Raw genomic sequence first — 20,894 nt, 5'->3', positions numbered from 1 at the left:
ATGATCGGCAGTGAACGACCTCACTCGATGGTGAGCCTAACGGTCGGGTCGGGCGGGCCGCTATCCGCTGTGGGGACAACGCGCCGGATCTGTCGGAAAGGACAGTCTCCGGGCACTCCGGGTGAAACTTCCAGCTGCGAGCCATTGATCGAACTCGGTCGCGGCCCGGTTCAGGTGGCCGGATGCGGCCGATGGTCAACGGCCTCGCAGAGGATTGACAGTTCACGTTGTGACACCTGAGGATTGCCTCAGTACACCGACCGTCACCGGAGCACCTCCGTCACCACCGTTCGACGCCCCGCAATTCGGCGATGCGGGTCAGGTCGAGGCGACGGAGCCGGACGACATCACCTTCCCTTTCTCAGCGTGTCGCGCGCCCGGTTGCCGCAACGACCGCGCGCGACCCAACGGATGGAGCCGCGTACCCCGGGCGTGCCCCTCGGCCATCTCCTGCGGCCATCAGGCCGAGTAGCCAGAAGGGCAGACATCACATGCCGAAACCCCTACCCGCGCGGTGGCGACGCCGCCTTCCGGTCCCGGCGGCGCTGGCCGCCACCATGGCCATCGTGCTGCTGGTCAGCCCGGCCTCGGCGACCGGACCGGGCGCCGCCGTGCCGGCCGATTCCGGTCCGGTCGCCGGTGAGCCGGCGAACGTCGTGGAGGTGCTGCTCGCTGGCTCCGCGGAGCTGGACGCGCTGGTCGCCACCGGCGTCGACCTCGACCACCACGTCGAACGCTCGGAGAACGGCGTGGTCGCGCACGCGGTGATCACGCCGAGCGAAGCCGCCCGACTGACCGCCGCCGGCTTCACCCTCGGCGAGATCCTGCACCGCCCCGAGGACGCCCGGGCCCGGGTCGAGGAGCGCGAGTCGACCATCACCGCCCACCTCGCCGAGAACCGGGAGTTCGCCGCCGCCGCGGCCGACCCGACCGCGCCGGACGTCTCCGACATCAAGATCATTCGCGCGGACTACTACACCTCCGGGACCAGCCAGGTTCTCTCCGTCGAGGCGAAGTGGGCGCAGGGCCAGACGGCCGGCAACACGCTCACCGTCGAGCGGGACAGCGGGCCGGGAACCGCTATCGGCTCCGGCGGTACGCAGACCATCTCCCGCTTCGTCGACGCCGGCGTCTACCTCTACCACCGCGGCGCCTCGGCGGTGACCAGCCGGCCGGACCGGATCCGGATCACCAGCCCCACCGGTGACGTCGCCGAGGTCAAGGTGCAGGAGTGGCTGCCCACCCCGGAGACCAGCCCGGAGGGGCCGGGTTACCAGAAGGACTTCGTCACCAGCTACCTCACCCCGACCGAGCTGTACGCGCGGATCCACCAGCTCGCCGCCGAGTTCCCCAACCTGGCCGAGATCGTCGAGCTGCCCTACAAGACCAACGGCTACCGGCGGCACGCCCAGGCCGTCCTCGGCAGCGCCAACGCCAGCCGGGTCGCGGTGGACTCCCTGGCCTGGGGGCACCAGGGTGGCAACGCCATCTCGGTGGAGCTGGCGAACCCCGGCACCGGCAACGCGGCGCTGGCGGTGACCGTGAGTGGCACGGCCATCCGGGTGTCCCTCGGCACCGACGGCGCGGGCACGGTGACCAGCACCGCGGCCGAGGTCGTCGCGGCGCTCAACGCCGCGGCCGGGTCGCTGGTCAAGGCGTACACCTATCGCGGCAGCCCGGGTAACGGCGTGGTCGCGCCGGCGGCGCGGACCCCGCTCACCGACGACCTCAGCGCGCCGGCCTCCGTCTCCCGCGACCCGCACCCGGTCTACGCGATCCGGATCGGCAAGGTCCGGGACGGTTCGAAGCCGGGGGTGCTCGCCTACGCCCAGGAGCACGCCCGGGAGTGGGTGCCGCCGCTGGTCACCGTCGAGACCGCCGAGCGGTTGCTGCGCAACTACGCGCACGACGGGCAGACCAAGCAGCTGCTGAACAACCTGGACATCTGGATCGCCCCGTCGGTCAACCCGGACGGCGGTCACTACTCGTTCTACGACTTCAACTCGCAGCGCAAGAACATGACCAACCACTGCCCGTCGACCGGGGCCGCGGACTTCCTCGGCCGCGACTCGTGGGGCGTCGACAACAACCGCAACTACACCGAGTACAGCCTCTTCGACGGATACTCGGGCGCGTCGTCGAGCTGCACCAGCGGCACCTACGCCGGGCCGAGCGAGCTCTCCGAGCCGGAGAACCGCAACCTCGACTGGCTGGCCGCCCGACCCAACATCAAGTTCTCGATGAACCTGCACTCCTCCGGGAACTACTTCATGTGGTCGCCGGGCGCGTACGCCCTGCCGGACCGGATCTCGGCGCCGCGGCCGACGCTGGCCGAGGAGTCGGCCTTCTGGGGCGCGTCCTCGCGCATCCTGACCGCCATCAAGCAGCACCGGAACATGGCGGTCACCCCGGCGCGCACCGGCCCGATCTCCGACGTGCTCTACTCGGCGGCGGGCAACTCCGGCGACATGCTCTGGTACAAGTACGGCATCTACGCCTGGAACTTCGAGGTCGGCACGTCCTTCCAACCGGACTGGGAGGAGGCGCACTCCGAGGCGATGGAGTTCGCCAACGGCCTGGTCGAGCTGATGCGGGTGGCCCGGGACTTCGCCAAGGACCGGACCCGACCGCAGAGCACCCTCACGGTCGCCGCCAGCTCGACCCCGGGCATGGTGAACGTGACCTTCGGCGTCTCCGAGCCGGCTTCGGTCTTCTACACCATCGACGGCGCCGCGCCGACGTACTCGTCGACGCTCTACGGCTCGGCGGGCATCCGGGAGGGCGGGGAGACGCTGACCGTCCCCGCCGGCACCCGGATCAACTGGTTCTCGGTCGACTCGGCCGGCAACGTGGAGAACAACTACAAGCCGGACGGCAACGGCAAGAACTACCGCAAGGGCCAGGCGGTCCTGCCGACCGGCTGACAGATCACAGCAGGTAGGGACGGCCGCGGTGCGTTCGGCACCGCGGCCGTCACCGGTCAGCGCAGAAACCCGGCCATCGTCTCCACAAACCACTGTGGATCGTCGAGCCACGGATAGTGCCCGGCGCCCGGCTGCACCGCCAGCTCGGCCCGCGGGAACAGGCCGGCGTACTCGGCGGCGCGCTTCGGCGGGAGCGCGACGTCGTACGCTCCGGCGAGCAACAGGACCGGTGCCTGGAGGTGGCCGAGGGCGGACCGGACGGCCGGCGGGTCGACGGCGCCGGCCGAGTAGTAGACGGCGGCCGCCTCGTCGTTGCGCTGCCCGGCCTCCCCGGCGGCCCGCGCCTGGCGGGCGGCATCCCACCGACCGTGGGTGAACGGGGTGATGGCGGCCCAGTCGGCGGCGGTGGGCTGGCCCGACCAGATCCGTTCGAACGCGGCGAAGGCCGCCGGGAACCAGGGCTCTCCCCGCCGCAGCTCGGCCAGCTCGCGGCGATCGAGGTCGCTGACCTCCACGTCGACCGGCCGCGGGCTGGGCGTGATCAGCGCGAGACGGCCGACGCGGTCGGGGTGCCGGGCGGCGTACAGCAGGGCGAGCGTCGCGCCGGCCGAGTGCGCGGCCAGGTCGAGCCGGTCCAACCCGAGGTGCACCCGCAGCGCCTCGACATCCTCGACCTGCCGGTCGCACCGGTAACTCGCCGGGTCCACCGGGACGGCGGACTCCCCGGTGCCGCGCAGATCAAGCAGCACCAGCGAGCGACGCGCGGACAACCCGCCCAGGTCGCCGAGGTACGTCGACGCCAGCATCGGCCCCCCGGGCAGGCAGATCAGCGGATCCCCGTCGCCGGTCCGGTGATACGCGAGTCGGGTGCCGTCCGCGCCGTCGAAGGTAGCCATCCGGGGATCATAGGCTCGGAGAACGGCCTCGGCGTTCCCCGCTGCGCCGTCCGCCGCCCGGCGGGTGACGACCACCGGAGACCCCTTCAGCCGGGAAGGGCCACCTCCCGTCTCCGGGAGGTGGCCCTCGCACCGCGCGGACTACCGGTCGGTCACCCCAGCCGGCAGGAGGCGAGGACGCCGACCACACCGACCCCGGTCGGCTTGGGCGGCAGCTTGGTCGACGCCGCCGGGCAGCGGGGCACGGTGAGGTCGTGGACGCCCCGGCCGAACGTCGCCGCGGTGAGCTGCCGGGTCGGCTCGTGGTAGCGCAGGTACATCACGGCCGCCTGCGGCAGGTTGGTGCCCAGCGCCGCCCACTCGCCGCCGTTCCACGCCGACATGAACACCCCGACGTCGGTGCCGACCAGCAGCAGGCCGTCGGCGGTCGGCACCACGAAGTTGACCGGCGCGTCGGGCAGGCCCCGGCCGATGTCCTTCCAGGTACGGCCGCCGTCGCGGGTCATCATCACGTGCGGCCGGTCGCTGCCGGACCGGAAGCCGGAGAACGTGGCGTAGGCGATGTTCTCGTCGGCCGGGTTCACCGCCACCCGGGTCACCCAGGTGCCGGGCAGCTGCCCCGGGTCGACCTGGTGCCAGTTCTGCCCCAGGTCGTCGGTCCACCACAGCTTTCCGTCGTCGGTGCCGACGTAGAGCGTGTTGCCGTCGGTGGGCGCGGCGGCGATCGTGGTGATCGTGCCCCACGGGTAGCCGGACGGGTCGTTGGGGCCGCCGCCGGTGAGGTCCGGGCTGATCGGCGTCCAGGTGCGGCCGTTGTCCGTCGACCGGTTGACGATGTTCCCGGCGTAGTACATGACGTTCGGGTCGCTCGGGTCGAACTGCAGCGGCGTCAGCCAGTTGCGCCGCTGCGAGGTGGTCTGGCCGGTGCCGATGGTCTGCCGGGGAGTGCCGCCGGAGTTCTCCGACCGGTAGCACGAGCCGTACTGGCTGCACCCGAAGACGATGTTCGAGGCCTCCGGGTGGATGATCACCTGGAGTCCGTCGCCGCAGCCGATCGCGTTCCACGGGCCACCGACGCCGTTGTAGCCGCGGTTGCAGCCGTTGTCCTGCGCGCCGCCCACCTTCAGCACCGGGTCGGTCTGCGCCACGTCCACCGTGTAGAACTGGGTGTACGGCTCGTAGGTGGCCTTCACCCAGCCGCTCGCCCCGTTGGCCTCGGAACGGTAGAAGCCGCCGTCGTTGCCCAGGTAGACCCGGCCGGGCGTCTTCGGATCCCAGCGCATCGTGTGCTGGTCGGCGTGCACCCCGCTGACCGAGGAGAAGCTCTGCGCCCCGTTCGTCGAGCGCATCAGGTTGACCCCGGTGAGGAAGACGTGGTCGGCGTCGCCGGGGTCGACGAAGAGCTTGCCGAACCACCAGCTGAACGTGGACTGGGACGCCTGAGCGGCGGTGACCGGCGTCTGCGCCCAGGTGTCGCCGCCGTCGTCGGAGCGGTAGAAGGCGCGGAACGGGCCGAGCGCCGTGCCGACGTACGCGTACAGCCGCTGGGGGTTGTTCGGCGCGACGGCGATGCCCCAGCGGCCCTGGTCGGCGTCGGTGGGCAGACCGTTGGTCATCCGCGCCCAGGTCCGGCCGCCGTCATCGGAACGCCAGAGGCTGGAGCCGGGGCCGCCGTAGGTGCGCTGGTGCGGCTCGCGCAGGTGGTCCCACATCGCCGCGTACACCCGTTGCGGGTTGGTGGGGTCGATGACGACCTCGGTGGCGCCGGTGGTCGCGTTCGGTGGCGCGAGCACCTGCTTCCAGCTGTCGCCGCCGTTGTCGGATAGGTAGACGCCGCGCTGGCCGCCGGGTACGAACAGGTTGCCGCTGGCGGCGGCGAAGATGCGCTTCTGGTTGCTCGGGTCGATGGCGAACCGGCCGATGGCGTGGCTGTCCTTGAGCCCGACGTGCCGCCAGGTCTTGCCGCGGTCCTTCGAGCGGTAGATGCCGTCGCCGCCGAAGGTGATCGAGCCGCCGCCTGGCTGGGCCTCGCCGGTGCCGGCGAAGAGGACGCCGTCGCTGGTCATCGCGACCGCACCCATGCTCTGCGTCCACCCGTCGGGCCAGGCCGTCTCGAACGTCGCGCCCGCGTCGTCGGACTTCCAGACGCCGCCGGAGGCGGCGGCGATGAAGAGCTGGTCGGGCACCTTCGGGTCGAGGGCGATGTCCACCACCCGCCCGCCGATGTTGCTCGGCCCGAAGAAGTTCCACTTCTTCTGCGCCAGGTGGCGGTAGAGCAGGCGGGTGCGCAGGTCGAGCTGGTGGGCCTCGCCGCGGGCCTTTTCGTACTTGGCCACGGAGAGGTCCCGGCTGCCGTCGCTCATCCGCTGGGCGGTCATCCACTCGTCGGGCAGCTCCATCGGCCCGGTGGGTGAGTTGGTGGCGAACGACTCCTGGACGGGCTGGGGGGTGGACGAGGCGGTCAGCGCGAGCGCGACGACCAGCGCCAGGCTCGTTGTCATCGCGAGGCCGCGGTATCTTCGGACGAGCGTGAGGTTCATTCGGGTCTCCCTGGGCACGCGTCGTGGCGACCGGGAAAGCGGTCTCCACGATGCACGCTAGACAGTGGAGTGACCCACGTCACCGAGCATCTGTTGCGATTCGGCCGGTCCGGTTAGGACACTTGTCGATGCCGTGCGCCCCCCCGCTGATCGGCTGGCGGTCGGCTGCCCGCCGGAAAACACCAGGCCGGTGCTGCCGGGCCTGACCTACACTCCGCCGATGGACCAGTCGGTGCCGTACACGGCGCAGTCGTTGGCGGGCGACCTGCGCGCCCTCGGGGTCGCTCCCGGTGATGTCCTGCTGCTGCATGCGTCGTACCGGTGCCTCGGGTTCGTCGTCGGCGGCCCGCAGGCGGTGGTGCTGGCGCTGTTGGACGTGCTCGGCCCCGACGGCACGCTGGTGGTGCCCACCCACACTCCCGACAACACCGACCCGGCCGACTGGCGGAACCCACCCGTGCCCGAGGCGTGGTGGCCGGTCATTCGTGACCAGATGCCCGCTTTCGACCCGGCCCGTACGCCGAGCCGGTGGATGGGCCGCCTCGCCGAGACGGTCCGCGCCTGGCCGGGGGCGCTGCGCAGCGACCATCCGCAGGTCTCCTTCGCCGCGTTGGGTCGCCGGGCCCCCGAGATCGTGTGCGGGCACCGACTCGACGACGGGCTGGGCGAGGAGTCGCCGCTCGGCGCGGTCAACCGGCTCGACGGCCAGGTGCTCCTGCTCGGCTGCGGCCACGACTCGAACACGTCGCTTCATCTCGCCGAGCGGCGGCAGTCGTCCCCGCCGCGGACCTCCACCGGTTCGGCGGTGCGTCAGCCGGACGGGACGAGCCGGTGGGCGACCTGGGTCGAGATGGCCACCGACGAGGGTGACTTCGAGCGGCTCGGCGCCGACTTCGAGGCCGCGGACGGCGCTTCGATCGGCCGGGTCGGCGCAGCGCCGACCCGCCTGATGAGGCAGCGCGCGCTCGTCGACTTCGCCACCGCCTGGCTGGCCGCCAACCGGCAGCGGGCGGACCTCCGACCGTGAGGTGAGCCCAGGATCACGGTCCGTAGGCGGGCTCCGGGCAGGCCGGCGAGCCTATGATCCGATGGTGTTCGATTCGCGCCATATCAGGACCTTTCACGAGGTGGTCCGGACCCGGTCGTACTCGGCGGCGGCGCAGACCCTGGGATACACCCAACCCGCGATCACCCAGCAGATGAAAGCCCTGGAGCGCGAGGTCGGCACTCCGCTGTTCACCCGGGTGGGGCGGCGGTTGCGGCTGACGGAGGCCGGCGAGACGCTCGCCCGCCACACGGAGAGCATCCTCGACAGCATGTCGGTCGCCCGGGAGCAGATGGCGGCGATCGCGCGGCTGCGTACCGGTCGGGTGCGGGTCTGCGCGTTCCCCAGCGCCAACGCGACGCTGATCCCCGAGGCCATGGGTCTGCTCGCCGCCGAGCATCCCGGGATCCGGGTGGAGCTGCTCGAGGACGAGCCGCCCGACTCGCTCCGCCGGGTGGTGCAGGGCGAGAGCGACCTGACACTGGCCTTCACCTATCCCGGCCTTCGTGAGGAGGTGCCGGACGAGCTGGTGGAGATCCCGCTGCTGGAGGACGAGCTCACCGTTCTGCTGCCCGTCGGGCACCCGATGGCCAGGCGCCGCGCGGTCGAGCTCGCCGACCTCGCCCAGGAGCGCTGGATCGCCGGGTGCCTACGCTGCCGCACCAACTTCCTGCACGAGTGCGCCCAACTCGGGTTCACGCCCGACATCGTGTTCACCACCGACGACAACCTCGCCGTGCAGTCGCTCGTCGCGCAGGGCCTCGGCGTCGCGATGATGCCGAAACTCACCCTGTCCTTCCTCCGCCGGGACAAGGTCCGGGGCCGCCCGCTGTCGCCCGCCTCGCGGCGTCAGGTCTCGGCCTACGTCCTGCGCGAGCACCTGCGCATCCCCGCGACCGCCCAGGTGCTGGAGGCGCTGGCCTCGGTGGCCGGACGGCGGGCCGCCGGTGCCGCCTGAGTGGCGGCCGGGGTCCCACCCTCGACACATAAGCGGTGCTTGGGTTCGTGCAAGAAACTGTTGTTGGACGTAATGGGTCACGGCGGTCAGGCTGGCAACATGACCGCTCCGTCCGCCGTCTCCGTCGTCACGGCCAGTACGCCCCGCCTCGCCCGGCTCGCCGAGGAGGTACGGGACGTGGTGGACCGCGGGCTGCCGCCCGACCTGACGGCGTACCTGGTGGGGGAGCGGCTCGCGCCGCATCTGGGCGCGGCCGACCTGCTCACCCCGCAGCAGTGCGAGGGTGACCCGGACCACTACCGGCAGCACGTGCTGCATGCGGAGCGTGACGGTTCCTTCTCGATCGTGGCTCTGGTCTGGCTTCCCGGCCAGCGAACCGCCATCCACGACCACGTCGCCTGGTGCGTCACGGGGGTGCACCAGGGCGAGGAGCACGAGCGGCGCTACCGCCTCGTTTCCGACGGGACCGCCGCCCGGCTCGTCGCGACCGAGGACGTCGTCAACCGGCAGGGCGAGGTGTGCGGCTTCGCCCCACCCGGCGACATCCACCGGGTCTGGAACGGGGGCGACGGCATGGCCGTGTCCCTGCACATCTACGGTGCGGACATCTCCCGGCTCGGGTCGAGCGTCCGCCGGGTGTACGAGCTACGGACCGACGAGTCGTGAACGGGACGCGGGTACCGGAATGACCCTGATCCGGACCACCGGCCGCGAACCGTACCCGGGCTCGCCGCCACGTGGCGGTGACGGCGGCCACCCGGCCACCCGGACCGACGACGGCGCCCCCGACGGCCGGTCGGACACCCCGAAGGGGCCTGCCGCAGGGCGGTCCACGGGCGCGCGGCGGGGTGGCGGAGCGGGTATCCTGCCCGGGCTGATCGCCGCGAGCGTCGGGGCCGCCGCCGCCTGGGCGGTGCACTGGGCCTTGCCCGTCGTGCCGGCGCTGACCGTCGCCATGGTGCTGGGCATCGCCGCCGCCCACCTGCCCGTCCTCCGCGACTGGGTACGCGGCCCGGCCCGGCCAGGGTTGAGCGTCGCGGGCAAACGGCTGATGCGGCTCGGCATCGTGTTGCTCGGGCTGAAGCTCAGCGTGCAGGACGTACGCGCGATCGGGTGGCCGACCATGCTCATGGTCGTCGCCGTGGTGGCCGCGACGTTCACCAGCACGTGGTGGCTGGGCCGTCGGATCGGTCTGCGCGGTGACCAGCCTCTGCTGATCGCCGCCGGCTATGCGATCTGCGGCGCCTCGGCGATCGGTGCGGTCAGCGCGGCGACCGGCAGCGACGAGGAGGACGCCGCGGCGTCGGTCGCCCTGGTGACGCTCTGCGGCACCCTGGCCGTCGCCGTGCTCCCGCTGCTGCAACAGCCGCTGGGCCTCGGTGACGCGGAGTTCGGACGGTGGGTCGGGGCCAGCGTGCACGACGTGGGGCAGGTGGTCGCCGCCGCGCAGACCGCCGGCCCGGCGGCCCTCGGCGACGCCGTCCTGGTGAAGCTGATGCGGGTGGCGATGCTCGCCCCGCTGGTCGCCGTGGTGGCGATCGGACTGCGGCGTCGGCGGGCGGCGGCGCAGGGCCCGGCCGGTGACGGTCCGCGAGGCGCGAAGCCGTCCCTCGTGCCCCTGTTCGTGGTCGGCTTCCTCGTGATGATCGGGCTGCGCAGCACCGGCTGGCTACCGGAGGGTGTGCTGGTCGGCGCGGGCCTGGCGCAGGAGATCCTGCTCTCCGCGGCGCTGTTCGCCCTCGGCAGCGCGGTGCATCTGCCGACGCTGGCCCGCACCGGCGGGCGGGCCGCCGCCCTGGGGTTGAGTTCGTGGGCTGTCATCGCCGGGGTGGCGTACGCGGGCGTGCTGCTGACGGCCTGACCGGGCACCCGGCGAGCGGCCCGGCACTGCTTCAATGACCCCGTGACGACCGACTGGATCCGGTGGCACCACGACTACGACGCCCCGAGTTCGTCGCTGGCCCGCCGGCTGGCCGTGGTGCAACGCGATCTGCGTAACGCGCTCGCCGACGCGCCGTGCGGCGAGCACGGCGTTCGGCGCCTGGTCAGCATCTGTGCCGGCGACGGGCGCGACGTGCTGCCGGTGCTGGCCGAACCCGGTCGTGGTCGGGACGTCCGCGCGCTGCTGATCGAACTCGACCCGACCCTGTCCCGACGCGCCCGGGAGAGCGCCGTCGACCTCGGTCTGTCCGAGGTCGAGGTGCGGACGGCCGACGCGGGCGCCGCCGACACCTACCAGCAGGTCGAGCGGGCGCAGGTGGTGCTGGCCTGCGGTGTCTTCGGCAACGTCACCGTCGACGACGTACGGCGGACGGTGGCCGCGCTGCCGGCACTGCTGGCCCCGGGCGGAATCGTGATCTGGACCCGCGGCCGGCCCGACGACGGACCCGATCCCAGCCTGGAGGTCCGCGCCTGCCTTGCTGACCACGGGTTCGCGGAGTTGGCGTTCACCAGCCCCACCGACGCCCGGTTCCGGGTGGGCATGCACCAACTCGTCGAGCACCCCGCCCATCCGCCTACGTTGCGGCCCGGCACGCGACTGTTCACCTTCGTCTGAGCGCTGCCCGCGGTCGTGGCGGAGGGGGTTCGCGGGTCAGTCGCTCTGGAACTCGGGCAGGCCCGCTTCTTCCGAGTCCGGCCCCACCACCGCGGTCAGCGTCGTTCCGTCCGCGCAGAGCGCGGTGGCCCGCAGATACGTCCGCCGTTCCTGCGCCCGCATCAGCACCTCGGCCTCGAACACCTCGTCCTCAGCGCGCAGCAGGTCGATGTCGCCCCGGCTCTCGTAGTGGGCGCGTACGTCCAGCGGGGTCATCCGGATGGTGGCCGCGACCGTGGTCAGGGCGCCCTGCTCGACCACCGAGGTGACCCGTGCGCCCTCCGGCAGCAGCAGGCCGGTGACCTGGCTGTCGACCTCGGCGTCGGCGTCCAGCGGCACCCGGTCGCAGCTGGGCAGGTTCGCGAGCATTCCCGGCCCCCGGTCGGTGGGTTGCCCGGCGTCCGTGCCGCCGCAGGCGACGAGCAACGGAACCGTGATGACGACGGCGAACATCCGGAGTCTCACCGCAGCAGGATGTCACGCTCAGCGCAGCACCCGCCAGCGTCGCACCATCAGCAGCAGCGCTGCGATGATCACCCCGGTGACCACCATGAGGACGCTCGTGATCATGGCACCGTAGGCGAAGCCGGAGAACTCGAAGACCTGGTCGAAGATGTAGACCGGCAGGTAGAGCGTGGCGTTGGCGGGCCGGCCGTCGGTGAGGACGTACGCCGGCACGAAGTTGACCTGCAGGGTGAGGATCGTGTCCCGGACGGCGAGCAGCACCAGCACCGGCGCGAGCAGCGGCAGCGTGAGCCGGCGCAGCTGGCCGAACGGGCCGCAGCCCTCCAGCGCCGCCGCCTCGTAGAGCCGTCCGTCGAGCATCCGTCGGGCGGCGAGCACGACGATGAAACCCTCACCGATCGGGAACGCGAGCATCAGCGCCACCGCCACCCGCGCGGAGCCGGGCTCGGCGAGCCAGTTCATGCCCGGGTGGCCGAAGAGCCCGAGCACCTGGTTGAGCGGGCCGTAGAGCGGGTTGAGCACCCACAGGAAGAGCACCGCCAGGGCCACGTCGGGTACGACGGTCGGCAGGTAGACCGCGACCCGGAACCAGCGGCCGCCCGGGCGGGGCGCGGCCAGCAGCAGCCCGAGCCCGATGGCGGCCAGCAGCCGCAGGGGTACGGCCAGCGCCAGGTGGATGGCGGAGGCCCGGATGCTGTCGGCGAGGAAGCCGTCGTCGAGCAGTCGGCGCGCGTTGTCCAGACCGACGAACCGCGGGTCCCGGGTCAGTCCGGTGTGGTCGGTGAACGCGTAGCCGAGGTTGAGCAGGGCGGGCAGCGCGATCAGCAGCGCGACGGCCACCGCGTACGGCGCGAGGAACGCCCACGCGGTCAGCGGCCGGCTGACCCGGCCGGTGCTCACCGGCGTCGCCCGGTGTCGGCGTCGAAGCGGTGGATCCGCCCCGGGTCGGCGCGCAGACGGACCTGGTCGCCCGGCCACACGCCGGGCCGGGGGCCGGTGCGGACGGTCAGCCGGGTGCCGTCGTCGCAGCGGGTCAGCAGTACGGCCTCGCTGCCGAGCGCCTCCACCGCCTCGACGGTCGCCGCCACCGGTCCGTCGGGGTCGAGGCTCAGATCCTCCGGGCGTACGCCGAGGGTGTCGTCGGTGGCGCCGCCCAGCACGCCGCCACCGGGTAGCAGGTTCATCGGCGGGCTGCCCAGGAAGCCGGCCACGAAGGTGTCCGCGGGCTCGTCGTAGACCTGCTGGGGCGGACCGACCTGGCGGACCCGGCCGTGGTCGAGCACGACGACCCGGTCGCCGAGGGTCATCGCCTCCGCCTGGTCGTGGGTGACGTGGATGGTGGTGGTGCCCAGCTCGCGGTGCAGGGCGAGCAGGTCGGCGCGGGTGGCGAAGCGCAGCGGCGCGTCCAGGCTGGCCAGCGGCTCGTCGAGCAGGTAGACGGTCGGCTCGCGCAGCAGCGCGCGGGCGAGGGCGATGCGCTGACGCTGCCCGCCGGAGGTCTCGTCGGGGTAGCGGTCGAGCAGGTCCGCGATGCCGAGCCGGTCGGCCGCCGCCCGGGCCCGCCGCTCGGCCTCCGCGCGCGGTACCCGGCGGACCCGCAGCCCGAACAGCAGGTTGCCACGCACGGTGAGGTGGGGATACAGCGCGTAGTCCTGGAAGACCATCGCCACCGCGCGGCGGTGCGGCGGCACCTGGGCGACGTCCTGGCCGTCCACGACGACCCGGCCGCCATCCGGCCGGTCCAGCCCGGCGATCAGTCGCAGGACGGTGGACTTGCCGGAGCCGGACGGGCCGACCAGCGTCACCATCTCGCCGGCCGGTACCTCCAGGTCGACGCCGTCGAGGGCGGCCACCTTCCCGTACGACTTGGTCAGCGCCTCGAGCCGGAGGACACCCCGGTCAGCCACCGGCGCCCACCGTCAGACCGAACAGTGGCCGGACCTTCTCCTCCAGCTGTCGCAGCCCCTGCTCGCGGCCGATCCGACCGTAGAAGACCTCCTCCAGCAGGGCGTCGCCCTCGCGCTCGACGCGTGACCAGGTGGCGGTGCGCGGGGTGGCGCGCAGGTGCGGCTCGGCGTCGAGATAGACCCGCGACGACCGAGGGGGCTTCTCTGGGTCGAGGAACTCGGGGGAGTTGGCCACGTCGAGCCGGGACGGCACCGTGCGGCCGGACCCGGCGAGGATCCGCTGGCCCTGCCCGCCCATCGCGAACTCGATGAACTGCCAGGCCTGGTCGTGGTCGGCCAGGCCGGCGCTCATGCAGTAGGCGTCGCTGTGCAGGATCGACGCGGGTACGCCGCCCGGCGCGATCGGCAGCGGCGCCACGTCCCAGGTGAAGCCGTCGATGGTGCGCAGCGTCGGCACGGCGACCCGGCTGTTGAGGTACATGCCGAGCGTGCCGCGTAGGAAGCGGGCCTCACTCGACTCGCTCTGTTCCTCGGCGTCCGGCGGCACGACGTGGTGCTTCAGTTGCAGGTCGAGGAACCAGTCGACGGCGGCGCGGCTGGCCGGGTCGCCGGTGAGGGTCAGGGTGGTCGGCTTGTCCGGGTGGTCGACCAGCTCACCCCGGTTGGACCAGACGAACGGGGCTAGCCGTGGGAGGGACGGCTCCACGCCCACGCCGTACTTCCCGTCGCCGGTCAGGGCCCGCCCGGCGGCCAGGAAGTCGTCCCAGGTCCAGCCGGCCTTCGGCAACGGCACGCCGGCGGCCGCGAACAGGTCGGCGTTGTAGTAGACGACCAGGGAGGACATGTTCTGCGGCAGGCAGGTCAGCGTCTTGCCGTCGAACCGGAAGGCGTCCAGCGCCCGCGGGGAGAAGTCGCTCTCGTTCAGCACCGCGCTGCGGTCCAGGTACGCCTGCGCCGGTTCGATCGCCTGCTGGGCGGCGAACTGGCCGTAGCGGCGGTAGTTGAGCAAAAACACGTCGGGTGGCTGCCCGCCGGCGAACGAGGTGGTCAGGCGGGCCATCAGGTCGTCCTGGGTGGCGACCGGGGAGAGGTTGACCGCGACGTCGGGGTGGGTGTCCTCGAACGCGGCGACCATGCTGCGGTAGCCGGCGACCTCCTCGGCGTCGCCGAAGAGCACGACGGTGATCCCGGAGCTGTCGTCAGCGCGGTCGCCGGCGCCACAGCCGGCGCCGTAGCCGAGCAGCAGCGCCGCGGTGATCAGGGCTACCCATCGTCGGGCCCGGAACGTGCTCACCTTCGACCTCCAGATCTCAGTGCCGCCAGCGGATCGTCGTTGAGCAGGATCCGCTGGGCGAGCAGGAACACCACCAGGCAGGGCGCCGTCGCGACGACGCAGGCGGCCATCAGCAGCGGCCAGTCCGTCGGGTTCAGCAGCCGCAGGAACTGCAGGCCGAGCGGGTAGGTGTAGCGGTCGCCGCTGTGCAGGTAGAGCAGCGGGTCGATCAGGCTGGACCAGTGCAGGGTGAAGGCGAGCACGCCTACCGCCAGGGTCGCCGGGCGCACCTGCGGCAGTGCCACCCGCCGCCAGATCGTCAGCCAGCCGGCGCCCTCCAGCCGGGCGGCACCGAGCTGGGTGTCCGGCACGCCGCCGAAACTCCAGGCGTAGAGCAGCACCAGGAACGGGCTGCCGGCGAGCACCGCCGGAGCCAGCAGCGGGACGTACGTGTCGACCACGCCGGCCAGCCGGAACAGCTCGAAGCGGGTCGCCCACACCGCCGTGACCGGCACGAGGAGCACCGCCAGCAGGCCGAGGACCGCCCGGCGGCGGGCCACCGGCGTCAGCAGCCGCAGCCCGAAGCCGGTCAGCGAGGCGACGGCGACGGTCAGTGGCACGGCGACCGCGACGACCAGCGCCGAGTTGGCCAGATACCGGAACAGCGGGATCAGCTCGGGCAGCCGGGCGTACGCGGCCACGGTCGGTTCGGGCGGGAACAGCTCGAGGGTGCGGGGCGGGGGCAGGCCGGCGGGTCGCAGCGAGCCGACCAGCATGAACCACAGCGGTGCGGCGAAGAGCGCCGCGAACGCGGCCGGCACCAGGAACCGCCCGATGAACCGCGGGATCACGGCTGGGCCCGAGAACCGCACATCCCGCCCTTCCCGTCGCCCGGCAGCCGGGTGACGCGTTCGTCGGCGATGCCGCCTGGGCTCCGCCGCCGAGCCGGGTGGGGTCCCGGCCGGTCGGTGGAGGTGGTTCGGCCGAACCTATGGCCGGGCGACGGTCGCGTCATCGGGCACCTGTTGGAATCGCACGCCACCCGGTCCTACGCCTGTCGAGATGCGACAGACGTAGGACACGGCGGCGATCACGTCCCGCACCTGTCCGATGACCGAACGCGGATCCGTTCCTAGGGTGCGAGGCAACTGCCGCGCCGGCGGCCTGTCGTCCTCGCCCGGGACGACCGGTCCGCGGCCGGTGCTGGACAAGGGGAGGAGCACGATGCGAACCACAAGGAGCTGGTGGCGAGCGTCGGTGGTGGTCGTGATGACCGCCGCCGTCGGCCTGCCGGCGGCCGCCGCGACGGCGCAGCCGGTGGTGGACCGTGTCAGGCCGGTCATCGAGAACGGAGTCACCCAACCGGTGTTCGGATATGCCGACGCGATCCGCGAGCGGATATTCGTCACCTCCGACGTCGACACCGACGGCGACGGCGCCCGCGACGTCGTGTCGATGGACATCATCCGGCCCAAGGCCAGCGAGGCGGGTCTGCGGGTGCCGGTGGTCATGGATGCGAGCCCCTACTACTCGACGGTGTGCCGGGGCAACGAGGGCGAGTGCAAGGCCGACGTCGACGGCGACGGTCTCAACGACCAGTGGCCGCTCTTCTACGACAACTACTTCGTTCCGCGCGGCTACGCGGTGGTGCTGCTCGACATGATCGGCACCAACAACTCGACCGGCTGCCCGGTCACCGGTGGGCGGGCTGACAACATCAGCGCACCGACCGCGATCGACTGGCTCAACGGCCGCCGGGCCGGCACCAACGCCGCCGGCGAGCGGGTCGTCGCCGACTGGCACAACGGCCGCACCGGCATGATCGGCAAGTCGTACGACGGCACGCTGGCCAACGCGGCCGCCGCCAGCGGCGTGCGGGGGCTCACCACCATCGTGCCGATCTCGGCGATCTCCAGCTGGTACGACTACTCGCGCAGCAACGGCCTGGTCACCCGCGCGAACAACTACTCCGGCAGCCTCTCCAACACGGTCACCAATCCGGAGCGGCGGGAGCACTGCGCGCCGGTGCGGGAGCAGCTCGGCGTCGACGGCGACGACGTCACCGGCGACTACAACGACTTCTGGGCCGAGCGGGACTACGTTCCGGACGCCAAGCGCGTGCGGGCCAGCGTCTTCGTGGTCCACGGCATCAACGACAACAACGTCCGGCCCGACCACTTCAGCAAGTGGTGGGACGCGCTGGCCGAGCAGGACGTCCCGCGCAAGCTCTGGCTGACCGGCACCGGTCACGTCGACCCGTTCGACTTCCGCCGCGGCGAGTGGGTCGACACCCTACACCGCTGGTTCGACTTCTGGCTGCACGGCGTGCACAACGGCATCATGGCCGAGCCGAGGGTCGACATCGAGCGGTCGCCGGACGTCTGGGAGACCCACCGGGACTGGCCGATCCCGGCCGCCCGGTCGACCCAGGTGTTCCTGCGGCCCGGGGCCGAGGGCGCGGCCGGCGGACTGTCGGTGCGTCCGCAGCCCGGCAAGGCTTCCCGGACGTTCCAGGACACCCCCACGATGAGCCAGACCAACGCGATCCGGCATCCGTCGGATCCGGCGGCGAACAAGGAGAACCGGCTGGTGTTCCTCTCCCAGCCGCTGCGCGCGCCGCTGCACATCTCCGGCACCCCCATCGTCAAGATCAACGCGACGGTGAACGGCGAGGACACCAGCTTCGCCGGCCTGCTGGTGGACTACGGCACCCGGCCGCGGTTCGGCACGTCCGGCGACGGCATCCGGACGCTGACCGAGGAGGACTGCTGGGGCGGCGAGGCCACCTGGGGCGGGCACGCCGAGGAGGCCTGCTACAAGCAGACCGAGAAGACCATCGCCACCGAGCCGCAGGAACTCGTGACGAAGGGCATCATCGACGGGCTCAACATCGACTCGCTCCGCGAGTCGACGCCGTTGGTGCCGGGCGACAAGAACGGCGTCGACCTCGCGCTGCTCCCCGAGGACTACGTCTTCGCGGCCGGTAACCAGGTCGGCGTGGTCCTGCTCGGTTCCTACTCCGGCTACAGCAGCCGGGCGAAGCAGAACCGGGCCGAGATCACCGTCCACTTCGATCGCAGCCGCATCGAGCTGCCGGTCGTCGGCGGCCGGCCCGCGGCCGTACGCGCGGGCCTGTAGGAGACCGGCGGGCGGGGCGCCCCGAGCGCCCCGCCCGACCCGGTCACTCCTCCGGCCGGTACGCGCCGGTCAGCCGGCCCAGCTTCAACGCCAGGTGCAGGCAGAGCCGCTCGTTGCCGTCTTTCAGGTCGGTGTCGGCCAGCTCCTCGACCCGCTGCAACCGGTAATAGAGCGTGGTGCGGTGCAGCCGTAGCTGCTGGGCGGTGGCGTGCGCGTTCCCGGCCAGGTCCAGGTAGCGCTCCAGGGTCTGCAACAGCACCGGGTTGGGCTGCTCACGCAGCAGCCGCTCCAGCCCGGGGTGCACATCGGCCATGTCGAGGTGCCGACCCTCCAGCCGGGACAGCACCCGGTAGATCCCCAACCCCGCCCAGGAGACCACCGAACCGAGGGCCGGCAGCCGCGCACCGACCCGGGCGGACTGCACCGCCTCCCCGTACGAGCCGACCGCCTCGGCCAGCCCGGGTCGGGTCTGTCCGACCCCGACCACCACGCGTTCCACCGAGCTGAGCCCGCGGGTCGCCTGCCGCAGGTTGTCGTCGAGGAGCTTCGCGACCACCTCCGGCGAGGGACGCCCGCCGCCCCGCCCGCCGCAGAGCAGCAGCACCCCGTGGTCGTCGCGGACGAGGTGCAGCGCCTCGCGGGTGCCGATCCACCGCCGGGTGGCGACCAGCGCCTGCTCCAGCGCGAGCCGGGCCACCTCGTCGGGCAGTTCGCCGCCCGGTGGCACCAGCTGCGCGACGAGCGCGGTGGCCGGGCCGTCCCCGGCGATCAGGCCCGCCTCGCGCAGGGTCCGCACCGACTGGTCCCGGGTGGCCTCGCTCTCGGAGAGCAGCGTCCGCGCCGCCTCGGTCTCCCGCTGGGAGGCCAACTCACCGAGGAGGTTCTCCCGGTAGAGCGCCAGCGACAGCTCGCTCATCAGACCGGTGGCGGCGAGGTCCGCGTCGGCCATCGTGCCGTCCGGGTCGATGAACCAGACGAATCCGAGCAGCAGGTCCTGGTGGCGGATCGGCACGCAGACCCGTGGCAGGAGGTCTAGCTCCCGCGCCGCGGGCGTCCGCACGGTCGTACGGGCGTCCATGATCCCGGTGTCGCGGAACCACGCCATCACCTCCGGGGTGGTCTGCCGGCGCAGGATCGACGCCTTGCGCACGTCGTCCATCAATCCGGTGTGCTCGCTGTAGACCACCACCCGCTGGCGTCGGTCCTCGATCAGCGCCGGCCGGCCCGCGTGGGCGGCGAGGGCGTCGACAAGGCGTTGCAACTCACCCTGCATGAGATCCTCCCGTCGCCTCGTCGCTGGATCGTCATCACGTCAGGTACCCCGCAAACGCGTTCTCACGAGTCGCCGGAGCGACCTCAGTTCCACCACCTGGTGCCGCCGAGCGTCGGCCCCACGGAACGATCATGCTGGCCGGCGCGGACCGGGACAACCGTCTACCCGGGCGTAGCCTGCGTTTCAGGCCGTGGACACCTCCCCACGGGGCCGCCTGCCGACCCCGGATCGCCCGTTTCCCGGACACGTCGGCACCGGATCCACCACAGTGGTGCCGTGGCCGAGGAGGTGACATGACCGGATTGTGGACCGATCTGTACGAGCTGCGGATGGCCGCCAGCTACCTGCGACGTGGCATGACCGAACGGGCCACCTTCAGCCTGTTCTCCCGCCGGCTGCCGCCCCGGCGCGGTTTCCTGGTCGCGGCCGGGCTGGCCGAGGCGCTGACCTTCCTGGAGAACTTCGCGTTCGACGACGACGACCTCGGCTACCTGCGCGACGTCGTCGGCTTCGACGAGGCGACCCTGGCGGCGCTCGCCCGGCTGCGGTTCACCGGCGACGTCTGGGCCGTACCGGAGGGCCGGGTGGTCTTCGCCGACGAACCGCTGCTGGAGGTCACCGCGCCGCTCGCCGAGGCGCAGCTGGCCGAGACCGGCGTGCTCAACCTGATCACCTTCCACACCACGGTGGCCACCAAGGCCGCCCGGTGCCGCCTCGCCGCCGGCGGCGCCCAACTGGTCGACTTCGCGTTCCGCCGCACCCACGGCATCGAGGCCGCGGCGGCCGTGGCCCGGGCGTCGGCCATCGCCGGCTTCGCCGCGACCAGCGACGTCGAGGCCGCCCGCCGCTACGGCCTGCAACCCTCGGGCACGATGGCCCACGCGTACGTCGAGGCGTTCCCCGACGAACGGGCCGCGTTCCGGGCGTTCGCCGCGGACTTCCCGACGAACCCGATATTCCTCGTGGACACCTACGACACCCCGGCCGGGGTGCGGGCCGCCGTCGACGTGATCACCGAGCTGGGCCTCACCGGGCCGCTGGGCGTCCGGCTCGACTCCGGTGACCTCGCCGAGCTGGCCCGGCAGACCCGGGCGATCCTCGACGGCGCCGGCCTCACCGACGCCCAGATCGTGGCCAGCGGCAGCCTGGACGAGGACGTCATCGCAGCCCTGGTCGCGGCCGGCGCGCCGATCGACGCGTACGGCGTGGGCACGAAGATGGGCGTCTCCTACGACGCCCCGTCGTTGGACAGCGCGTACAAGCTGGTGGCCGTCGGTGACCGCCCGGTGCTGAAGCTGTCGCCCGGCAAGGCCACCCTGCCCGGCCCGAAGCAGATCTTTAGGGACCGCAGCGGGGCGAGCGGCGACGTGGTCGGGCTGCGCGACGAAGCACCGGGCGACCGGGAACCCCTGCTCGTCCCGGTGATGCGCGACGGCCGCCGCCTCGACCCGGTCGACCCGGCCGGTGCGGTACGCGCCGCGCGTCACCGGTTCGAAGCGGACCTCGGCTGGCTGCCGGAGCCGGCCCGCCGGTTGGCCGACCCGACGCCACTCACCGTCACCGTCAGCTCGGCACTGACCGCGCTGCACGACCGGGTGGCCGCTGAGCTGACCTCCCGCGCCTCCTAGCGGGTCAGATGTCGGCGTTGAGCTGGTGCGCGGCGCGGGCGAACTCCCGGATGAGCTCGGTCTCGGTGCCGGCACGCCAGATGAGTACCCATCGAGCCGGTGGGGCGTCGTGGATCGGCACGTAGGCTCTGTCCGGCCGGGCGTGGTAGCGGGCCGCCTGGGCGTGGACGGGTGAGACCGCTTCGCCCGTGGCGAGGATCGGGATCATCTCCTGGAACGTGGAGACCGTCGGGCCGATCTTGATCACATGG

The 20,894-nt window shown here is 72.3% G+C and carries 17 protein-coding genes; 8 read left to right on the top strand and 9 right to left on the bottom strand.

Annotated features, from left to right (window positions below; all coding sequences use genetic code 11):
• Window positions 1–491: 491 nt before the first annotated feature.
• Window positions 492–2,924, top strand: a complete 2,433-nt coding sequence (locus tag AB0C04_RS17365) for a M14 family metallopeptidase (RefSeq protein ID WP_357055106.1) — start codon at window positions 492–494, stop codon at window positions 2,922–2,924.
• A gap of 56 nt (window positions 2,925–2,980) precedes the next feature.
• Here AB0C04_RS17365 and AB0C04_RS17360 read toward each other — a convergent pair whose 3' ends face one another.
• Window positions 2,981–3,820 carry an alpha/beta hydrolase gene (locus AB0C04_RS17360; RefSeq protein WP_357055103.1) on the bottom strand — a complete coding sequence of 280 codons (840 nt, stop codon included), beginning with the start codon at window positions 3,818–3,820 and terminating at the stop codon, window positions 2,981–2,983.
• A 152-nt stretch (window positions 3,821–3,972) separates the two neighbouring features.
• A complete protein-coding gene (locus AB0C04_RS17355; protein ID WP_357055100.1) occupies window positions 3,973–6,360 on the bottom strand; it encodes a glycosyl hydrolase in 2,388 nt (795 codons plus the stop codon).
• 220 nt (window positions 6,361–6,580) lie between these two features.
• On the opposite strand from AB0C04_RS17355, the gene AB0C04_RS17350 reads away from it, so the two are divergent.
• The 5 genes from AB0C04_RS17350 (at window position 6,581) to AB0C04_RS17330 (ending at window position 10,920) form a co-directional block, all read left to right on the top strand.
• Complete coding sequence (locus AB0C04_RS17350) at window positions 6,581–7,387, top strand: AAC(3) family N-acetyltransferase (protein ID WP_357055097.1); 807 nt, start codon at window positions 6,581–6,583, stop codon at window positions 7,385–7,387.
• Between the two features lie 61 nt (window positions 7,388–7,448).
• On the top strand, window positions 7,449–8,363 hold the full coding sequence (locus AB0C04_RS17345; protein WP_357055094.1) for a LysR family transcriptional regulator: 915 nt from the start codon (window positions 7,449–7,451) through the stop codon (window positions 8,361–8,363).
• A 99-nt stretch (window positions 8,364–8,462) separates the two neighbouring features.
• The gene (locus AB0C04_RS17340) at window positions 8,463–9,029 is read left to right on the top strand and encodes a cysteine dioxygenase family protein (protein ID WP_357055091.1); all 567 of its coding nucleotides are present in this window, start codon (window positions 8,463–8,465) and stop codon (window positions 9,027–9,029) included.
• A gap of 19 nt (window positions 9,030–9,048) precedes the next feature.
• Window positions 9,049–10,224 (top strand): putative sulfate exporter family transporter, encoded by a 1,176-nt coding sequence (locus AB0C04_RS17335; protein WP_357055088.1) that lies wholly within the window; start codon window positions 9,049–9,051, stop codon window positions 10,222–10,224.
• Between the two features lie 42 nt (window positions 10,225–10,266).
• Window positions 10,267–10,920: a class I SAM-dependent methyltransferase gene (locus AB0C04_RS17330; protein ID WP_357055085.1), complete on the top strand. Its 654-nt coding sequence runs from the start codon at window positions 10,267–10,269 to the stop codon at window positions 10,918–10,920.
• Between the two features lie 36 nt (window positions 10,921–10,956).
• Here the strand turns inward: AB0C04_RS17330 and AB0C04_RS17325 are convergent, their stop codons facing one another.
• From AB0C04_RS17325 to AB0C04_RS17305, 5 genes are read right to left on the bottom strand one after another with little or no spacing between them, the layout of a single operon-like run.
• Window positions 10,957–11,424: a hypothetical protein gene (locus tag AB0C04_RS17325; protein ID WP_357055082.1), complete on the bottom strand. Its 468-nt coding sequence runs from the start codon at window positions 11,422–11,424 to the stop codon at window positions 10,957–10,959.
• 18 nt (window positions 11,425–11,442) lie between these two features.
• Entirely contained in the window at window positions 11,443–12,324 is an 882-nt protein-coding gene (locus AB0C04_RS17320; RefSeq protein WP_357055079.1) for a sugar ABC transporter permease, read from the bottom strand.
• Window positions 12,321–13,331: an ABC transporter ATP-binding protein gene (locus tag AB0C04_RS17315; RefSeq protein ID WP_357055076.1), complete on the bottom strand. Its 1,011-nt coding sequence runs from the start codon at window positions 13,329–13,331 to the stop codon at window positions 12,321–12,323. Before AB0C04_RS17315 ends, AB0C04_RS17320 begins: the two co-directional genes overlap by 4 nt.
• Window positions 13,324–14,625, bottom strand: coding sequence for a sugar ABC transporter substrate-binding protein (locus AB0C04_RS17310; protein WP_357055073.1), 1,302 nt, complete (start codon window positions 14,623–14,625; stop codon window positions 13,324–13,326). Before AB0C04_RS17310 ends, AB0C04_RS17315 begins: the two co-directional genes overlap by 8 nt.
• Window positions 14,622–15,455, bottom strand: coding sequence for a carbohydrate ABC transporter permease (locus tag AB0C04_RS17305; RefSeq protein WP_357055070.1), 834 nt, complete (start codon window positions 15,453–15,455; stop codon window positions 14,622–14,624). Before AB0C04_RS17305 ends, AB0C04_RS17310 begins: the two co-directional genes overlap by 4 nt.
• Window positions 15,456–15,828: 373 nt before the next feature.
• Between AB0C04_RS17305 and AB0C04_RS17300 the strand changes: the two genes are divergently transcribed.
• Window positions 15,829–17,742, top strand: a complete 1,914-nt coding sequence (locus AB0C04_RS17300; RefSeq protein WP_357055067.1) for a Xaa-Pro dipeptidyl-peptidase — start codon at window positions 15,829–15,831, stop codon at window positions 17,740–17,742.
• A gap of 43 nt (window positions 17,743–17,785) precedes the next feature.
• Here AB0C04_RS17300 and AB0C04_RS17295 read toward each other — a convergent pair whose 3' ends face one another.
• Entirely contained in the window at window positions 17,786–19,015 is a 1,230-nt protein-coding gene (locus AB0C04_RS17295) for a helix-turn-helix domain-containing protein (protein ID WP_357055064.1), read from the bottom strand.
• Between the two features lie 293 nt (window positions 19,016–19,308).
• On the opposite strand from AB0C04_RS17295, the gene AB0C04_RS17290 reads away from it, so the two are divergent.
• Window positions 19,309–20,643, top strand: a complete 1,335-nt coding sequence (locus tag AB0C04_RS17290) for a nicotinate phosphoribosyltransferase (RefSeq protein ID WP_357055062.1) — start codon at window positions 19,309–19,311, stop codon at window positions 20,641–20,643.
• 4 nt (window positions 20,644–20,647) lie between these two features.
• On the opposite strand, the gene AB0C04_RS17285 is transcribed toward AB0C04_RS17290, so the two are convergent.
• Complete coding sequence (locus AB0C04_RS17285; RefSeq protein ID WP_357055059.1) at window positions 20,648–20,890, bottom strand: hypothetical protein; 243 nt, start codon at window positions 20,888–20,890, stop codon at window positions 20,648–20,650.
• Between the last annotated feature and the right edge of the window lie 4 nt (window positions 20,891–20,894).

Origin of the sequence: Micromonospora sp. NPDC048909 (assembly GCF_040649635.1) — a bacterium.
Classification (GTDB): Bacteria; Actinomycetota; Actinomycetes; order Mycobacteriales; family Micromonosporaceae; genus Micromonospora.
Note: the sequence above shows the minus strand (reverse complement) of the source record. Positions and strands in the feature narration are given on the sequence as shown.

Excerpts from the sequence above, each read along its gene's own strand:
- AB0C04_RS17350 (WP_357055097.1), top strand. The coding sequence starts at position 6,581 with ATGGACCAGTCGGTGCCGTACACGGCGCAGTCGTTGGCGGGCGACCTG.
- AB0C04_RS17355 (WP_357055100.1), bottom strand. The coding sequence starts at position 6,360 with ATGAACCTCACGCTCGTCCGAAGATACCGCGGCCTCGCGATGACAACG.
- AB0C04_RS17365 (WP_357055106.1), top strand. The coding sequence starts at position 492 with ATGCCGAAACCCCTACCCGCGCGGTGGCGACGCCGCCTTCCGGTCCCG.
- AB0C04_RS17345 (WP_357055094.1), top strand. The coding sequence starts at position 7,449 with ATGGTGTTCGATTCGCGCCATATCAGGACCTTTCACGAGGTGGTCCGG.
- AB0C04_RS17340 (WP_357055091.1), top strand. The coding sequence starts at position 8,463 with ATGACCGCTCCGTCCGCCGTCTCCGTCGTCACGGCCAGTACGCCCCGC.
- AB0C04_RS17360 (WP_357055103.1), bottom strand. The coding sequence starts at position 3,820 with ATGGCTACCTTCGACGGCGCGGACGGCACCCGACTCGCGTATCACCGG.
- AB0C04_RS17295 (WP_357055064.1), bottom strand. The coding sequence starts at position 19,015 with ATGCAGGGTGAGTTGCAACGCCTTGTCGACGCCCTCGCCGCCCACGCG.
- AB0C04_RS17335 (WP_357055088.1), top strand. The coding sequence starts at position 9,049 with ATGACCCTGATCCGGACCACCGGCCGCGAACCGTACCCGGGCTCGCCG.
- AB0C04_RS17300 (WP_357055067.1), top strand. The coding sequence starts at position 15,829 with ATGCGAACCACAAGGAGCTGGTGGCGAGCGTCGGTGGTGGTCGTGATG.
- AB0C04_RS17290 (WP_357055062.1), top strand. The coding sequence starts at position 19,309 with ATGACCGGATTGTGGACCGATCTGTACGAGCTGCGGATGGCCGCCAGC.